The 17,011-nt window shown below is 42.5% G+C and carries 10 protein-coding genes and 1 CRISPR repeat array; of the genes, 4 read left to right on the forward strand and 6 right to left on the reverse strand.

What is annotated here, in order from left to right:
- Positions 1–65 precede the first annotated feature (65 nt).
- The 3 genes from JRG66_RS14195 to malQ are packed head-to-tail and all read left to right on the forward strand — an operon-like array spanning position 66 to position 6,635.
- Complete coding sequence (locus JRG66_RS14195) at positions 66–2,492, forward strand: DUF3536 domain-containing protein (RefSeq protein ID WP_265163421.1); 2,427 nt, start codon at positions 66–68, stop codon at positions 2,490–2,492.
- Positions 2,489–5,128, forward strand: a complete 2,640-nt coding sequence (gene treY / locus JRG66_RS14200) for a malto-oligosyltrehalose synthase (protein WP_265163422.1) — start codon at positions 2,489–2,491, stop codon at positions 5,126–5,128. The genes JRG66_RS14195 and treY overlap by 4 nt, the downstream gene beginning before the upstream one ends.
- Position 5,129: 1 nt before the next feature.
- On the forward strand, positions 5,130–6,635 hold the full coding sequence (gene malQ / locus JRG66_RS14205) for a 4-alpha-glucanotransferase (RefSeq protein ID WP_265163423.1): 1,506 nt from the start codon (positions 5,130–5,132) through the stop codon (positions 6,633–6,635).
- 136 nt (positions 6,636–6,771) lie between these two features.
- On the opposite strand, the gene JRG66_RS14210 is transcribed toward malQ, so the two are convergent.
- Complete coding sequence (locus tag JRG66_RS14210; protein WP_265163424.1) at positions 6,772–7,098, reverse strand: four-helix bundle copper-binding protein; 327 nt, start codon at positions 7,096–7,098, stop codon at positions 6,772–6,774.
- Positions 7,099–7,279: 181 nt separating this feature from the next.
- Positions 7,280–7,786, reverse strand: a complete 507-nt coding sequence (locus tag JRG66_RS14215; RefSeq protein ID WP_265163425.1) for a c-type cytochrome — start codon at positions 7,784–7,786, stop codon at positions 7,280–7,282.
- A gap of 261 nt (positions 7,787–8,047) precedes the next feature.
- Here JRG66_RS14215 and JRG66_RS14220 point away from each other — a divergent pair, with 261 nt between their 5' ends.
- The gene (locus JRG66_RS14220) at positions 8,048–8,476 is read left to right on the forward strand and encodes an RrF2 family transcriptional regulator (RefSeq protein ID WP_265163426.1); all 429 of its coding nucleotides are present in this window, start codon (positions 8,048–8,050) and stop codon (positions 8,474–8,476) included.
- Positions 8,477–8,512: 36 nt separating this feature from the next.
- On the opposite strand, the gene JRG66_RS14225 is transcribed toward JRG66_RS14220, so the two are convergent.
- The 4 genes from JRG66_RS14225 to cas1 form a co-directional block, all read right to left on the reverse strand.
- Positions 8,513–9,700 carry an acetate/propionate family kinase gene (locus tag JRG66_RS14225; protein ID WP_265163427.1) on the reverse strand — a complete coding sequence of 396 codons (1,188 nt, stop codon included), beginning with the start codon at positions 9,698–9,700 and terminating at the stop codon, positions 8,513–8,515.
- Between the two features lie 98 nt (positions 9,701–9,798).
- Positions 9,799–11,892 carry a phosphate acetyltransferase gene (gene pta / locus JRG66_RS14230; protein ID WP_265163428.1) on the reverse strand — a complete coding sequence of 698 codons (2,094 nt, stop codon included), beginning with the start codon at positions 11,890–11,892 and terminating at the stop codon, positions 9,799–9,801.
- A 598-nt stretch (positions 11,893–12,490) separates the two neighbouring features.
- Positions 12,491–15,574: direct repeats of the CRISPR family, unit length 46 nt; unit sequence GTTGTGAATTGCTTTCAGAATTGTATTTTTACTTAGGATTCACAGG.
- Positions 15,575–15,692: 118 nt separating this feature from the next.
- Complete coding sequence (cas2, locus tag JRG66_RS14235) at positions 15,693–16,037, reverse strand: CRISPR-associated endonuclease Cas2 (protein WP_265163429.1); 345 nt, start codon at positions 16,035–16,037, stop codon at positions 15,693–15,695.
- A 76-nt stretch (positions 16,038–16,113) separates the two neighbouring features.
- Positions 16,114–17,010 carry a type II CRISPR-associated endonuclease Cas1 gene (gene cas1 / locus JRG66_RS14240; RefSeq protein ID WP_265163430.1) on the reverse strand — a complete coding sequence of 299 codons (897 nt, stop codon included), beginning with the start codon at positions 17,008–17,010 and terminating at the stop codon, positions 16,114–16,116.
- Position 17,011: the final 1 nt, after the last annotated feature.

Raw genomic sequence — 17,011 nt, forward strand, 5'->3', positions numbered from 1 at the left:
TGCGTTAAAAATGCCCTTTTTGGGACCCCGCTTTTGTGGCAGATCAATAATTAATAAAAAACATTATGAGCAAAAAATATGTATGTGTGCACGGCCATTTTTACCAGCCGCCAAGAGAAAACCCCTGGCTTAACAAGGTAGAGATTCAGGAATCGGCATACCCTTACCACGACTGGAACCACCGCATTAACGCCGAATGTTATGTGCGCAATTCCGCTTCCCGTATTTTGGATGAAGAAGGAAAGATACAGGCCATTATGAACAATTATGCCTGGATGAGCTTTAACATTGGCCCTACTTTACTGGCCTGGATGGAAAACGAAACCCCCGAGACCTATGAAGCCATCCTGGAAGCCGATAAACTGAGCCAGGAAACTTTTTCGGGCCACGGGGCGGCTCTGGCCCAGGCCTACAACCACCTTATTATGCCACTGGCCAACAAACGTGACCAGGAAACTCAGGTGATTTGGGGGATAGAAGATTTTAAATCCCGTTACGGCCGCATGCCCGAAGGTATGTGGCTGGGGGAGACCGCCGTGAATACCGATGTTCTCGAAACGCTCGCAAAACACGGCATTAAGTTCACTATTTTATCGCCCTACCAGGCAAAACAGGTGAGAAAAATTGGTGCGAAAGACTGGGAAGATGCCACAGATGCCAAGGTGAACACCCGCCGTGCCTATACCTGCAAACTGCCTTCGGGAAATGAGATCAGCCTTTTCTTTTATGACGGCCCGGCTTCGCAGGCGGTTGCTTTTGAAGGGCTTTTGAACAACGGGGAAGCTTTTGCCGACAGGCTCCGGGGGCAATTTGCCAATCATGACGATAGGGAACTGGTGCACATTGCCACCGATGGCGAAAGTTACGGCCACCACCATAAACTCGGGGAAATGGCACTGTCTTATTGCCTGCATTCGCTCGAAGAGGATGAAGATTTGAACCTTACCATTTATGGGGAATTTTTGGAAAAATTTCCGCCCGAATATGAGGCGCAAATCATAGAAGATACCTCCTGGAGCTGTTATCACGGGGTGGAGCGCTGGCGCAGCGACTGCGGATGCAATACCGGTGGGAATGGAGACTGGGATCAAAAATGGCGTAAACCGCTGCGGGAAGCTTTTGATAAGGTGCGCGAAAAACTGATTGCCCTTTATGAAAAGGAAATGGGCGCGTATACTGAAGATCCCTGGGAAGTGCGCAATAAGTACATCAAAGTAATTCTCGACCGGAGTAACGAAAACGTAAGGAATTTTCTTTCAGAAAATTTTGGCGGGAATTTGTCTGAAGATGATGAAGTGAAGCTGCTCAAGCTACTCGAAATGCAGTACCACACCATGTTGATGTACACCAGTTGCGGCTGGTTCTTTGACGAGGTAACGGGCATTGAATCCATGCAGGATATTTTCTATGCCCAACGTGCGGTACAGCTGGCCGAAGAAATAAGCGGCGACAGCTATGAACCCGATTTTGTGGAATCTCTCAAAAAAATACCGAGCAACATCAAAGAATACGGCACTGTTCATAAAGCATATGAGCTTTTTGTAAAGCCCATGGAGCTCGATATGATAAGGATTGGTGCCCACTACGCGATCTCTTCTATTTTTGAGGAGTTCCCCGAAGAGGTCACACTTTACAACTTTAGCGCCACCACCAAGGCCAGCCATTACTATGAAGCCGGAAAGCAAAAGTTAATGATTGCCCGCACCGAGTTCCGCAGTGATATTACCTGGGAAAAACTGGATATCTCTTATGCCGTACTTTACATGGGAGATCATCATATTTTTGGCGGGGTGCGCCAGTACATTGGCACAGAAGCCCTCGAAGAGCTGCACAACAAGATGGCTTTCTATTTTGAAAAGGGAAATATCTACGAGATCTTCAACCTTATGGATACCCACTTCGGAAACCACAACTACTCTTTCTGGCATTTGTTCCGCGATGAGCAGCACCATATTATGAAACAGGTCATGGAAAACAACCTCACCGGGGCCGAAGGTGCCATGCAGCAGTTGTATGACCAGACTTATCCTTTGCTTAAGACGTTCCAGGAGATCAACATGCGGGTACCTACCAGGCTTAAACTGCCGGTAGAGATGGCTGTGAACAACAGGCTCGTAAAGGAACTAAAAAAGAAAGACTGCAACTTTAAAAAACTGGAGATCCAGATAAAATCGGCAGTTTCAATTCAGGCGAACCTGGATATGGTGACGCTTAACTTCCTTGCAGACCGGCGCCTGACCGAAAAAATGCTGGAACTGGAGAAAAATCCGCTGGACTTTAAATTGCTGAAAAAAGTCAATTCCCTGCTTCAAATGCTTGAAGATACGCCCTTGTCTCCCGAAAAATGGCAGGCGCAGAATATCACCTTCGGAATAAAAGAAGAACATTATCAAACTATGCTAGAGCGCAGTGAAGAAGGCGATGAGGTTGCGGGCAAATGGGTACAGGCTTTTCAGCAGCTTGAAGAATCTGTAAACCTCTCTCTCGAATGAAAAATCCCGTCTCAACATACAGGATCCAGCTTTCCCCCGAGTATACCCTCGAAAATCTCAACGAGATTTTGGATTACCTGGAAAAGCTGGGCATTTCCACGATTTATTCGGCACCTTTTTTCCAGGCCCGAAAGGGCAGCAGCCATGGGTATGACATCACAAACCCGTTTAAGCTCAACAAGGAGATTGGCAGGCTCGATATGTTCAGAAATTTGAGCAACAGGCTGAAGCAAAAGAACATGTCCTGGCTGCAGGATATTGTGCCCAATCACATGGCCTTTGATGGCGACAACATCTGGTTGCAGGATATTTTTGAGCTAGGCCCGCAATCGCTGCATTACCATTTTTTTGATATAGATTGGGAGCAATCGGGCAAAGTGATGGCGCCTTTCCTGGGAAATCCTTTAGCTGAAGTCCTTCAGCAAAAAGAATTGCAGCTTAAGGTGTCAAAAAGGGGATTTTTGTTCAGGTATTTTGATCACGAATACCTGGCTTCGGCCAGATCTTATGCCAATATCCTCGGAAAAGAATCCGGAGAGGCCTGGGAAAACAAATTCCGGAATTTTTCCGCAGAAAATGAGAAATGGGAAGAGCTCAAGGAATATTTTCTTCGGGAATACGATAAAGATCCGGATTTTCGAAAGAAAATAGATAAGAGGGTTGAGGAGATCAACACTTCCGAAGAAAAGCTGAAAAAGATCCTTGACGAGCAGTATTTTTTGCCGGCCCACTGGAAAGAAACCGAGACGAACATCAATTACCGCCGGTTTTTTACCATTAATGACCTTATTTGCCTGCGCATGGAAGAGCGGGAGGTGTTTGAGAGCTATCACCGCTTTATACTTCAGCTCTGTGAGGAAGGTTTGGTACAGGGGCTGCGCATAGACCATGTTGACGGACTGCTAGACCCAAAAACTTACCTGCAGCGGCTTCGGGAGAAGTTGGGAGACGATTTCTATATCACCATAGAAAAGATCCTGGAGTGGGATGAAAAGCTGCCTGTACACTGGCCGGTAGAGGGGACCAGCGGCTACGGTTTTCTAGCCACGGTGAACCAGTTGCTTACCAGCCCGAAAGGGGAAGATGAATTTTTTGAGGCCTACCAGGCCCTGTACCCAAAGCAGGCCGATTATCATGAGCTGGTTTATGAGCAAAAGCAGTTTATTCTTGAAGAACGAATGGGCGGGGAATACAAAAACCTCTGGGAAATGGCATTAAAGCTCGATCTTCTGGATGAAGAGGAGAATAACAGGCTGGCTTTGGGGGCATTTTTGGCCGCCTTCCCGGTCTACCGTATCTATCCTGAAGATTACCCTTTAAAAAAACGGCAGAAAAAAATCATTGATGCCGCTTTTCAAACCGCTGCAGCCCATAAACCCGAGCTGGAAAAGGAACTGGAGCAGGTCAAGAACATCTTTTTGGGAGAAGCTGGAAAAGACCGGGAGAATATGTTGCAGTTCCTGCAAAGATGTCAGCAATTCACGGGTCCGCTTGCGGCAAAAGGCGTTGAAGACACCACTTTTTATATATATAACGAATTGATCTCGCACAACGAAGTAGGCGATTCTCCCGAGAATTTCGGGCTTTCAATTAGCGGTTTTCACGACAGGATGAAGTTGCGGCTTGAAGATTTTCCGCTATCCATAAATGCCACTGCAACCCACGACACCAAGCGCGGCGAAGATGCCCGAATGAGGCTCAATGTGCTGAGTGAAATAGGAGCCGAGTGGTTTGAAAAAGTAGAAGAATGGCGAAATATTTCCAAAAAAGCGAGAAAAGACCCTGGCGTTCCCAATTCAAATGAAACCTATTTTATTTTTCAGATGCTCGTGGGTGCCTGGCCACATGAAGGAGAGCCGGGAGAGGAATTTTTGGAGCGTTCTACGGCTTATTTACAGAAAGTGCTGCGGGAGGCCAAAGAAAATTCGTCCTGGGCGCAGCCCGACGAGGACTATGAAAATAAGGTCTACGATTTCCTGGAAGAACTTCTCAAAAATGACATTTTCAGGGAATCTTTTAGCGGGTTCCATCACAAGGTTTCGGCTTTTGGAGCGGTAAAATCGCTGTCGCAATCTTTGCTGAAGATTACCGCCCCCGGAATTCCCGATATTTACCAGGGCACAGAGCTGTGGGACCTTAGCTACGTAGATCCCGATAACCGAAGGCCGGTGGATTATGAGCTTCGGAAAAAATACCTATCCGAATTTGATTCGGTTACTCCCGAAGAATTGGGGCAGCATCTTGAAAACCTGAAGCAGGATTACCGGTCGGGCAGGATCAAAATGTACTGCCTTCACCGCGCGCTTGTTTTGCGCAGGGAAATTCCCAATACCTTTGAAAATGGCGATTATATTCCGCTCCAGGTGAAGGGGGAACTTAGGGAGCACGTGCTCGCCTTTGCCCGTAAAGATGCTGAAAACACCGTGCTGGTGGTAGTTCCGGTGATGGTAACGCAGCTTTTTACTGAAGAACTTCAGCTTAAAGACCTGCAACAGGAGCTGAAAGTAATTTTACCCGAAAACATCAAAGGAAGTTTCAAAAATGTCATTTCTGAAGAAGATTTTTCTTCCGAAGAAATTGATGTACATGAGCTTTTTAAGAAATTTCCGGTAGCACTTTTAAAACAGAAGCATTAATATGAAACTAAAAAGAAGCAGCGGAATTCTTTTACATATCACCTCTTTGCCCGGCAGGTTTGGGATTGGGGATCTTGGCCCCGAAGCCTTTAAGTTTCTCGATTTCCTTAAAAAATCGGGCTATTCGTACTGGCAAATCCTGCCGCTCAACCCCACAGACGGTATTTACCATCACTCTCCCTACAGCAGCCATTCGGCTTTCGCCGGGAATCCTTTATTGATTAGCCCGCAGCTGCTTGAAGAAGAGGGCTATGTTGATTTAAGTGACTTTTCGGTACCTTTTGAAATAAGCTCAGAAAAAGTCATTTTTGACACTGTAGTAAATTATAAAGAGGAAATATTTGATGCGGCTTACAGACAGTTCAAATCCCGGGATAAAGTTGATCCTGATTTTGCCGAATTCGTAAAAATCCATGCGGACTGGCTTGATAATTACAGCCTGTACCTTGCGCTGCGGCACAAATATGACAGGAAAAACTGGACCGACTGGCCCAAAGAATTGCGCGACAGGCAACCTGCAGCTTTGCAAAAGGCAAAAACCGAATTAAAGGATCAAATTGAGCGGGAAAAATTTGTGCAGTTTTTGTTCTTTTCACAATGGTCGCGCCTTATTCTGGAAGCCCACAACAACGGCATTCAGATATTTGGGGATGTTCCGTTTTATATAAACCATGATAGTGCCGATTGCTGGGCTAATCCTGAAATTTTTAAACTGGATGAGGAGAAACAACCCACACATATTTCGGGTGTGCCTCCAGACCTTTTCAGCAAAACAGGTCAATTGTGGGGAACCCCGGTTTACAACTGGCAAGTGCTTAAAGCAAGTGGTTACGACTGGTGGAAACAGCGGCTGCGACAAAATTTGCTGCTGTTTGACGTGGTGCGGATCGACCATTTTAGGGCCTTTGCCGATTACTGGGAGGTGCCGGCAGGGGAGAAGACCGCGATAAACGGAACATGGGCCGAAACTCCGGGTTCCGATTTCTTTCATCAGGTAAAAACTGAATTTCCCGATATGCCCTTTATAGCAGAAGATCTCGGCCTTCTTGATCAGGCAGTATATGACCTTCTGGAAGAATTTAAATTTCCGGGAATGAAAGTGCTGCAGTTCGCTTTTGGGGATACCAACCGCAAAAACCCTTATATTCCTTATAATCACGAGTTCAACAGCATTGTGTACACCGGCACCCATGACAATAACACCACTGCAGGCTGGTTTAAAGACAGCGGGAAGGAGGTGCGGGAGCATTTGGAGCAATACACAGGTCAAAAAATCACTGAAAACAATGTACACGAGCTGCTGTGCCGCATGGCCTTGGCATCGGTGGCGGCTGTGGCTATCCTGCCTTTGCAGGACATTCTTGGGCTGGGCAGCGAAGCGATCATGAATACGCCCGGCAGTACGAAGGGCAACTGGTCGTGGAGAATTACTTCGGAAGGGATCCCGGTGCAGAGCGCAGAAAAGTTATACAGGCAGAATGAACTGTACGGAAGAATTCCGCAGTAAAAAAACTCTCGAAAATGACATTTTTTGAGAGGGAATCCGTTTTTTTCAGCTTCAATTCAGCTACATAAAAAAGGCTGTTTTAAATTCGATCAATAAGAGTGAATCTAAAACAGCCCCTATTTGTATTTCCTGATTATTAAGCTGCTGCAAGATATTTTTTACAGGCTTCTTCACATTCACGGCAGGCTTTTGCACAATCTTTACAGTGCTGGGTTTCGTGTTTTTCACATTCTTCGGCACAATCTCGGCAAACCTGCTCACAATATTTCACCAGGCCGGTGGCATTTGCATTTTTAATGGCCAAAATATCGGCAAGCGAAGCACAGGCAGAGGCGCAAACCTTATCTTTTCTAATGCAGTCTACCATCTTTTTGAGGTTATCCTCATCAAGACAGGCATCTGCACAATAGTTGCAGTGGTTGATACAGTTTGATAACTTATTTAAAAATTCCTGATTTCTCATTGGTTTTGGTTTTTGGTTAAACTTAATCTTGAATTCAAGTTACCAAATCAAGCTGCTCCAGGCTACTAATTGCTGTTAAACAATATTCAATAAAGGGTTAAAGTCTGCTGTTTAAGCAGTACAATTTTTTATGAGCAAATCAGATTTTGATTTAAGTGGGTGTAATTGTACAACCCCGAATCTAATTTTTCTGATCGTAACTTCTGAAATATTCGAGAATGGCACGGCTTTGTTCTTCAGAAAGGTTTTGATTTGCCATAACAGCCATGTGAGATTCTATCAGCAGCTTTTTTGCAATGGGGTCTTCCTTGATCATTTTCTCAGGGTTTAAGATCATATTCATGATCCACTCGGGGCTACGCCTCTGAGTCACTCCTGCAAGGGAAGGACCAATGGATTTTTGCTCCATTTTATGGCAGGCAGTACACATGTTGTTGAATAATTCTTCGCCGCGAATGGCCATAGCGGTGTCTATATCTTCGTTAAGCTCTAAATTTTTTATGGGGCCAACGCCTTTATTTTGCATATTATCTACTTCAGCAGTAGTAGAAGCCGCTTCCTGTACCACTTCTTTTTGTACTGCAGTACTTTGGCCGGGTATTTTAATGTTTTCCTTTTGTTCTTCTTCACCACAGGCAGTTAGCAAAACGGCCATAAAGGCTGAAAATAAGTAGTATTTCAGTTTCATGCTAATAGAGGTTATGGGGTTAAGTCTTATAAATTTATAACAAAATAAGATAAAAAGATAATAAGACCTTTAAATGTTGTTGAAAAGAAATATCTATCTTTGAAGGGGTGCCGAAAGGGGAGAAGTAAAGAGATTTTAAGGTAAAGAGATAAAATACTCTTAATTAAGGCCGGGAAAATATGATATGTAGGAGGATTAATTTAATTTTGGCAGCTTCGTTTGACCTTTAATCCAGATTTATGACTCAAAACTTACAACAATATGCTATCCAGCTCCAGTAAATATGCCGTGAATGCCGTACTTTACCTGGCAGTACATTCAAATGAACAAAAAAAGATAAGAGCGAAAGAAATCGCGGAAGCCATTAAGCTGCCTTCACCTTTTCTCTCCAAATTATTGCAATCCCTCTCCCGGGAAAATATCATTTCTTCTTCTAAAGGGCCCACCGGCGGATTTTACCTTACTTCCAAAGCACTTGAAACTCCTTTGATAGAGGTGGTGAATATAATTGACGGGACCTACAGGTTAGACGATTGTGTTTTGGGGTTGAAAAAATGCAGTTCGGAACAGCCCTGCCCGGTGCATTTTTCGGTACAGCCGCTAAAGCAGAAGTTCAGGAAAGAACTGGAAGAGAACATTAGCGTATTTGCTGCAAAAGTAAAGAGCGGAGAGGCATACCTGTTTGTGTAGCCCCACCGCTCAAAAATGTCATTTTTCAGAAGAAATTTAGACGAAAGCAACCGTCTGCTTGGCAATTTCCAGTTCTTCGTTTGTAGGAATTACCAAGATCTCCACTTTTGATCCTTCTTTGGCAATATTCCTTATCTCTTTTGAACGCAGGCTGTTCTTCTCTTCATCAAGCCCAAGGCCAAGATAATCCATATCTGTACAAACCAGTTTTCTGATAACATCCGAGTTTTCTCCTATTCCGGCGGTGAAAACCACGGCATCGAGTCCGTTCATCGCTGCCGTATAGGCCCCAATGTATTTTTTGATGCGATAAGCGTTCATTTCAAGAGCTAACTGGCACTGCCTGTTACCTTTTTCGGCCTGTTCTTCAATATCCCGTAGATCGCTGTAACCGGTAAGCCCGTACATTCCGCTTTTATGGTGTAGCAGGTCGCTCACTTCCTGGGCGGTGTAGCCAAATTGTTCAATGAGATAGAAGATCACCGACTGGTCTATGTCTCCGCTTCTGGTTCCCATTATGAGCCCGTTTACAGGCCCAAAGCCCAGGGTGTGGTCTATACTTTTCCCGTCTTTAACCGCCGTCATGCTGCAACCATTTCCAAGGTGTACGGTAATAAGTTTAGTATTTTCCTTTTTAAGGTATTCGTTGGCTTTTTCAGAAACATACTTGTGGCTGGTACCGTGAAAGCCGTAAACCTGTATCTTTTTCTCTTCAAAAAACTCATTTGGAATGGCATATTTGCTGGCGCGAGACGGAATGCTCTGGTGAAAAGCGGTATCAAAAACAGCCACCTGGGTAGCATCGGGGAAGATCTCCTCTGCCACCTGAATTCCTTTTAGGTTTGGCGGGTTGTGAAGCGGCGCCAGTGAAAAAAGCTGTTCTATTTTCTGTTTTACCTTTTCATCTATGATCACGGTATCCGAAAAACTTGCCCCCCCATGCACCACGCGGTGGCCAATAGCAGGGATATCGGCAGGATCGTGTATCACGCCATATTCACTATGCATAAGGTGCTTGGTCACTTCCTTTAAAGCTACAGAATGATCTGCGATTTGCATTTCTTCGGAAGTTGAAAAAGCTTCCGATTTATAGTGTATTTTTCCTGAAGCCTGTCCTATCCTTTCAACCAGCCCCTGGGCCAGCACTTTTTCTGAAGGCATTTCGATCAATTGAAATTTTAGAGAAGAACTTCCGGAGTTTATAACGAGTATGTTGTTTTTCATTTTATGTGAATGAGTATGAGTATGTCAGCTATCAATTTATAAATCTTCTATTCAGAATATTGAATCTTGAATCTTGAATCTTGAATTTCCTTAAACCATTAAAGTCCCTGAGCCTGAATGGCTGTTAAGATCACCGTGTTGAAAACATCATCTACAGTACAACCGCGGCTAAGGTCGTTCACCGGCTGGTTGAGTCCCTGGAGCATAGGGCCAATGGCCAAAGCACCTGTTTCCCTCTGTACGGCTTTATAGGTGTTGTTCCCGGTGTTGAGGTCGGGGAAAATGAGCACGCTTGCCTGCCCTGCCACTTCAGAGCCCGGTAACTTGCTGCGGCCCACGTTGAGGTCTACTGCAGCATCGTATTGAATAGGTCCTTCTATCTTAAGATCGGGACGTTTATTCTTCACAATTTCAGTGGCTTCGCGAACTCTGTCAACATCTTCTCCTTTTCCGGAGCTTCCGGAGGAGTAGGAGAGCATGGCAATTTTTGGCTCAATTCCGAAGGCTTTACTGCTTTCTGCAGAAGAGATACAGATCTCCGCAAGTTCTTCCGCAGTAGGGTTGGGGTTAATAGCGCAATCTCCAAAAACTGAAACCCTGTCTTCAAGACACATAAAGAACACCGATGAAACTACCGATACGCCGGGTTTGGTCTTGATGAACTGAAGCGCCGGACGAATGGTATGCTGGGTGGTATGCGCCGCTCCCGAAACCATCCCGTCGGCATGGCCTTTATAGATCATCATGGTCCCGAAGTAGGATACGTCGCTCATGAGGTCGCGGGCAATATCCATATTGATGTTCTTGTGTTTGCGCAGCTCGAAAAAAGTTTTCACGTAATCGTCAAAGTAGTCGGAAGTGGCAGGGTTGATGATGCGCAGTTTATCCAGATCCATCGGGATAGCCAGGTTCATCACCATCTTTTTGATCTCTTCTTCGTCTCCAAGAATGGTAAGGTCAACAATATCCATAGCTATGAGGCGCGAAGCAGCTGTGAGGATGCGCTCGTCGTTACCTTCGGGTAAAACGATGTGCTTGCGTTGCTGCTGTGCACGTTTTACGAGGCTGTACTGGAACATACGCGGGGTAAGTCCGGTGGCCTGGATGCCGGCAAAACGCTCTATAAGAGGATCTATATTAATATACTTTTCGAAAGTGCTGATGGAAGTCTCGATCTTTTGCGTGCTATCGGCGTAAATATTGGAATTTATAGACCCTACTTTATTTGTTACATTAAAAGTTCCTTCTTCCACAGAAATTATAGGCACTACCTGAGAAAGGCCTTCAATAAGCTTGATGATAGAATCTTCGGGAACCAGGCCGCCAGTGAGAATTATTCCCGAAATTCGGGGATAATTGCTGGAAATATGGGCCTGTAAAGCTCCCAGAATAATATCGGCACGGTCACCCGGGGTGATCACGAGGCTTTCATTCTTAAGGTGTTTCAGGTAATTGCGCAGCTGCATGGCACCCACGTTAAAGCTGCCCGACTGGTTGTCGAGGAATTCTTCTCCAAAAAGCACTTTTCCGTCGAGAGCTTCCACGATCTCCTTTAAAGTAGGGTTGGCCAGGCTGTCAATAAGGGGCAGGGCAAACACCGCCACATCATCGGGGAGGAACTCCCTCATGCCGTTGGTGGCAATGGTAAGGTTGGCAAGTTCAATTTTGTTACTTACCATGGCAATTACCCGCACGTCTTTTTTAATGAAAGTTTGGTAGGCCATTTGCAGGCTACCCATAAGGCCTTCTTTGGACTTGCCGCGACCGCTGGCGATAATAATTACCGGAAGCCCCAGGTTTTTGGCGATATTCACGTTCTCATCAAACTCAAACACGCTGCCTTCCCCCGAAAAATCACTGCCTTCTACCAGCACAAAATCGAAGTTTTCTTCAAGTTTTTTGTACTTCCTTATAATAGTATCTATAATCTCCCCCGATTTCCCTTCGTTGCGTTTTTGGATGACCTCATTCCTGGTATAGGCATAAGAATCTTCGTACGACATGGGAAGGTCGAAATATTTTAAAACCGTGTCTATATGATTATCGGGTTTTCCCGGCTTTTCTTCATTGATGATAGGCCTAAAATAGGCTACTCTCACTGTTTTACCCAACAAAGCCCGCATAAGGCCCAGGGAGATCAAAGATTTACCGCTGTTTGGCTCTAAAGTCGCTATATAAAGTCCTTTGTTCATAGTTTTTCAAATTCTGATGCAAAAGTAAGGCATATAAAAAAGTTTGTTTGGCGCTACAGGTCAAAAAGTAATGAAAATCTGATGAAAATCAGCTGAAGCAGATCATTTAGTCCGGATTTTCTTCTTCGGAAAAACACTCCTTAAAAATACTATTTTTGGGAGGTGAGCATTTTGGCTGAAGTAGGGTTACTTTTCTAAAGTTTCTTTTTTAAATTATTGTTTTCCTATTAAAAAAATAAAACAGGAGCTAAGGCCACGAATACACAAATAATACAGTCCATTTAAAGGATGGGGGGGTAGTTTTTCAGCTATTGTATTTTTCACTGAGGATTCACAGGCTTCTGGACACGAATGTGGAGGACATGGGTGTTGTGAATTGCTTTCAAAATTGTATTTTTCACTGAGGATTCACAGGTCAAGGCAAATGATACGCTTTGTTGACGAGGTTGTGAATTGCTTTCAGAATTGTATTTTTAGCTTAGGATTCACAGGCCCTGATTTGGTTGAAGCCAGCCTTCAGGGTTGTGAATTGCTTTCAAAATTGTATTTTTCACTGAGGATTCACAGGACAGAGCTTGAAATACTTGATTGGGCAATAGTTGTGAATTGCTTTCAAGATTGTATATTTACTTAGGATTCACAGGCCTGTCCTTTTTTTCCGTCTGTTCTTCTTGTTGTGAATTGCTTTCAAGATTGTATATTTAATTAGGATTCACAGGACGAAAACGAATTAATAGAACAGCAAAAGTGTTGTGAATTGCTTTCAAGATTGTATATTTACTTAGGATTCACAGGATTAGGCAATGTATATCACGATAACACCTCGTTGTGAATTGCTTTCAAGATTGTATATTTACTTAGGATTCACAGGTCTGAGCATAAAGACCAAGAAGATAATCCAGTTGTGAATTGCTTTCAAGATTGTATATTTACTTAGGATTCACAGGATAGAATTATAACCACAGCCCCCGGTAAGTGTTGTGAATTGCTTTCAAGATTGTATATTTACTTAGGATTCACAGGTAATCCTTCCTCTAACATTCTTTGTCCTTCGTTGTGAATTGCTTTCAAGATTGTATTTTTACTTAGGATTCACAGGCTATGATGTTAGATCCATCAACGTTCAAAGGTTGTGAATTGCTTTCAGAATTGTATTTTTACTTAGGATTCACAGGTTTGGTTGTAAACTCTAAAATCGTAAGACAGTTGTGAATTGCTTTCAGAATTGTATTTTTACTTAGGATTCACAGGAATGAAAGCGGTTGGGGATATGTCTATTGGGTTGTGAATTGCTTTCAGAATTGTATTTTTACTTAGGATTCACAGGAACCGCAGATGACAACCTAATTACAGGAATGTTGTGAATTGCTTTCAGAATTGTATTTTTACTTAGGATTCACAGGACAGAGATATTGTATTAGAAAAAAACAGCTGTTGTGAATTGCTTTCAGAATTGTATTTTTACTTAGGATTCACAGGTAATCGAAAAAACCCAGGTAGAGGTAAACAGTTGTGAATTGCTTTCAGAATTGTATTTTTACTTAGGATTCACAGGGATAATAATGCACTTCCTCTGCTTCTTGAAGTTGTGAATTGCTTTCAGAATTGTATTTTTACTTAGGATTCACAGGTGAGGGATCAAATGTTACGCTAGGAGCAAAGTTGTGAATTGCTTTCAGAATTGTATTTTTACTTAGGATTCACAGGAAGACTGTAAAAACATAACCTTTGACTGCTGTTGTGAATTGCTTTCAGAATTGTATTTTTACTTAGGATTCACAGGATTGCCTAATAAATATACACTTATTTCCTTGTTGTGAATTGCTTTCAGAATTGTATTTTTACTTAGGATTCACAGGCAGGTAAAATATTTACATGTAACAGCGAAAGTTGTGAATTGCTTTCAGAATTGTATTTTTACTTAGGATTCACAGGGCTCTACTTCTTTTTTAATATCTTCTAAGGGTTGTGAATTGCTTTCAGAATTGTATTTTTACTTAGGATTCACAGGTCCATCTTTTTCATACCCCCACCATTCAGGGTTGTGAATTGCTTTCAGAATTGTATTTTTACTTAGGATTCACAGGAAATGGTGTAACCTCCTGCCGAATAACTGAGTTGTGAATTGCTTTCAGAATTGTATTTTTACTTAGGATTCACAGGAATAAATATCTTCAGCACTCACTAAAGGCTGTTGTGAATTGCTTTCAGAATTGTATTTTTACTTAGGATTCACAGGTAAAAGGGGGTATGACTTATACTATATCAGGTTGTGAATTGCTTTCAGAATTGTATTTTTACTTAGGATTCACAGGAATAATGAAGAACAGATGTTCCCGCCAATGGTTGTGAATTGCTTTCAGAATTGTATTTTTACTTAGGATTCACAGGTTAATTACTATTAGTTTTTGTCAGGAGATAGTTGTGAATTGCTTTCAGAATTGTATTTTTACTTAGGATTCACAGGTCGGCACTTATGCGGAAGTAATAAAACGTTGTTGTGAATTGCTTTCAGAATTGTATTTTTACTTAGGATTCACAGGATAGGCATTTTCGCCTAAATCATTAAAAAGGTTGTGAATTGCTTTCAGAATTGTATTTTTACTTAGGATTCACAGGAGTCAAATTTATTAATCTAAAAACTAATCTGTTGTGAATTGCTTTCAGAATTGTATTTTTACTTAGGATTCACAGGTTTGCTTTTAGTGGTTAGGGGAAGAGAGGGGTTGTGAATTGCTTTCAGAATTGTATTTTTACTTAGGATTCACAGGCTTTAGCTTTTACCCCTCCGATTAACTGCTGTTGTGAATTGCTTTCAGAATTGTATTTTTACTTAGGATTCACAGGAGGTATTATCTGGATAGCCCAGAGGATGCTGTTGTGAATTGCTTTCAGAATTGTATTTTTACTTAGGATTCACAGGGGGAAAGATATGCTACATCAGTAACGGGTAGTTGTGAATTGCTTTCAGAATTGTATTTTTACTTAGGATTCACAGGTCAAACAAGTAAACCCCTTCAAAAGAACAAGTTGTGAATTGCTTTCAGAATTGTATTTTTACTTAGGATTCACAGGGTTATTAAAATGCGGCATCTTGAGATCTTTGTTGTGAATTGCTTTCAGAATTGTATTTTTACTTAGGATTCACAGGTAATTCAAGTGAGAAGACCTGACGGTACAAGTTGTGAATTGCTTTCAGAATTGTATTTTTACTTAGGATTCACAGGCAAAGTTCTTGAGGATAGAACTTTCATCTAGTTGTGAATTGCTTTCAGAATTGTATTTTTACTTAGGATTCACAGGATTGTTCATCTGGGCGAAGATTGTCAGCTTGTTGTGAATTGCTTTCAGAATTGTATTTTTACTTAGGATTCACAGGTCACAACAGGTGCTCCAATACTCATCACTTGTTGTGAATTGCTTTCAGAATTGTATTTTTACTTAGGATTCACAGGTCGGGTTTGATAGTTCTTCCACCTGCCCTAGTTGTGAATTGCTTTCAGAATTGTATTTTTACTTAGGATTCACAGGTGAGATGGAAGATCTTTATCAATGGCATTGTTGTGAATTGCTTTCAGAATTGTATTTTTACTTAGGATTCACAGGTTACTACGTAGGTTATGGATGCATGGAGCGGTTGTGAATTGCTTTCAGAATTGTATTTTTACTTAGGATTCACAGGGATACCTGCTTTAATTAGCTGGTATTCTGAATCTTAAGTGTAATATTAGAATTAAAAAATGAAGGCAGAAACTGATATCCCAACTACGCTCGACCTGAAATTTTTATTTGTATAACTGTTAAAAAAGTTCCAGTTGCTGGACGGGTTGTTCTGTTTCCGTTTCTTTTTGGCCATGGAAGAGTTCTATCATTCCAAATTGTTTGTCGGTCACCTGCATGATTCCGACCTTTCCTTTTTTTGGAAGTGCATTTTTTGTACGTTTTATATGAACTTCAGCATTTTCACGACTTGGGCAAAAGCGGGTATAAATAGAGAATTGGAACATTCCAAACCCATCATCTAAAAGGTTTTTACGAAAACGTGTTGCGGCTTTTCTTTCGGTCCGGGTTTCCGTTGGCAGGTCAAAAAATACAAGTACCCACATACTTCTGTATTGGTTTAAACGTGAAAAACGGTCTTTCATATTCAGGACTAATAAAAAAATACTCGGCCTAATTCTATTGCAGCCTGACAATTGTCAGAACGAGCGGAGTCGAGATCTATTCATAAACCGGATATAATATTTTCCGGCTCAGGCCTGCAAAACATTCCTGCAGCGAATTGGTAGTACGGCTCATAGCTACCATGAGCGGACTCACCTTATCATCAATTACGACATCTATAGCCGGTATTTTTAAAAGCTCAGCCTTCAAACAAGTATTCAGCTCGTCCAATTTTTCCCCGCTTTCCACAATTTTGTATACCAGTTCATCTACATATATGCGATAAGGTTCCATAATATCATCGGCCAGGCAGAATGCATTGTATTTGTTTCGGTGAAAAATCCCCACGCCTGGAAGCATCCCACTGCCAATTAAAGCTCTGGCTGTTAGGGCACGCAGAATGGCGTAGCCATAATTAAGCAGGTTATTGGGAGGAATGCCTTTTTGGTATCGGCTAAATCCTTTAACATCAAAAATGTTTTGCCAGTAAAAAGCCGCGGCAATGGCTTCGTGATTTTCGGTATCACCGCTTTTAACTTCTGTTGCCCAACGTGCAAGTTTTTTATGGTTTTTTCCACGCCTGAAAAGATGGTTTGCCTGGTTGCTTATTTTTGCGCTTACCGTTTGCTGCCAAAGATTTTTCTTTAATGGCAGACTGGCATTTAATTGGTTCGTAAACCGTTCTGTTTGCTCTGTATGGCCCACCAGAGGCTGTAAAATGGAGCAGGGGAGATGCTGCTTATCACAATTTACCACTGCAGCTTTGTTCTGGATTAACTTTGTAATTAATCCGTTGGTAAGGGTAATCTGTGGATTTTCTAAAACCAAAATTCCAATATCTTCTATAGGCACCCGCTTTTCCTCCTTGTCCCCTTCTGGAAAGGAAATTACCAGCTGCTCATTTTTAGTACTGAGATAAGCGGGATTTGAAAAAAAGAGGGTGCGTTTTATCATT

Source organism: Salinimicrobium tongyeongense (assembly GCF_026109735.1).
In the GTDB taxonomy this organism is placed as follows: domain Bacteria; phylum Bacteroidota; class Bacteroidia; order Flavobacteriales; family Flavobacteriaceae; genus Salinimicrobium; species Salinimicrobium tongyeongense.

Bases quoted from the DNA above. Each gene is read 5' to 3' on its own strand.
- JRG66_RS14195 (WP_265163421.1), top strand. From the start codon at position 66: ATGAGCAAAAAATATGTATGTGTGCACGGCCATTTTTACCAGCCGCCA.
- treY (WP_265163422.1), top strand. From the start codon at position 2,489: ATGAAAAATCCCGTCTCAACATACAGGATCCAGCTTTCCCCCGAGTAT.
- malQ (WP_265163423.1), top strand. From the start codon at position 5,130: ATGAAACTAAAAAGAAGCAGCGGAATTCTTTTACATATCACCTCTTTG.
- JRG66_RS14210 (WP_265163424.1), bottom strand. From the start codon at position 7,098: ATGAGAAATCAGGAATTTTTAAATAAGTTATCAAACTGTATCAACCAC.
- JRG66_RS14215 (WP_265163425.1), bottom strand. From the start codon at position 7,786: ATGAAACTGAAATACTACTTATTTTCAGCCTTTATGGCCGTTTTGCTA.
- JRG66_RS14220 (WP_265163426.1), top strand. From the start codon at position 8,048: ATGCTATCCAGCTCCAGTAAATATGCCGTGAATGCCGTACTTTACCTG.
- JRG66_RS14225 (WP_265163427.1), bottom strand. From the start codon at position 9,700: ATGAAAAACAACATACTCGTTATAAACTCCGGAAGTTCTTCTCTAAAA.
- pta (WP_265163428.1), bottom strand. From the start codon at position 11,892: ATGAACAAAGGACTTTATATAGCGACTTTAGAGCCAAACAGCGGTAAA.
- cas2 (WP_265163429.1), bottom strand. From the start codon at position 16,037: ATGAAAGACCGTTTTTCACGTTTAAACCAATACAGAAGTATGTGGGTA.
- cas1 (WP_265163430.1), bottom strand. From the start codon at position 17,010: ATGATAAAACGCACCCTCTTTTTTTCAAATCCCGCTTATCTCAGTACT.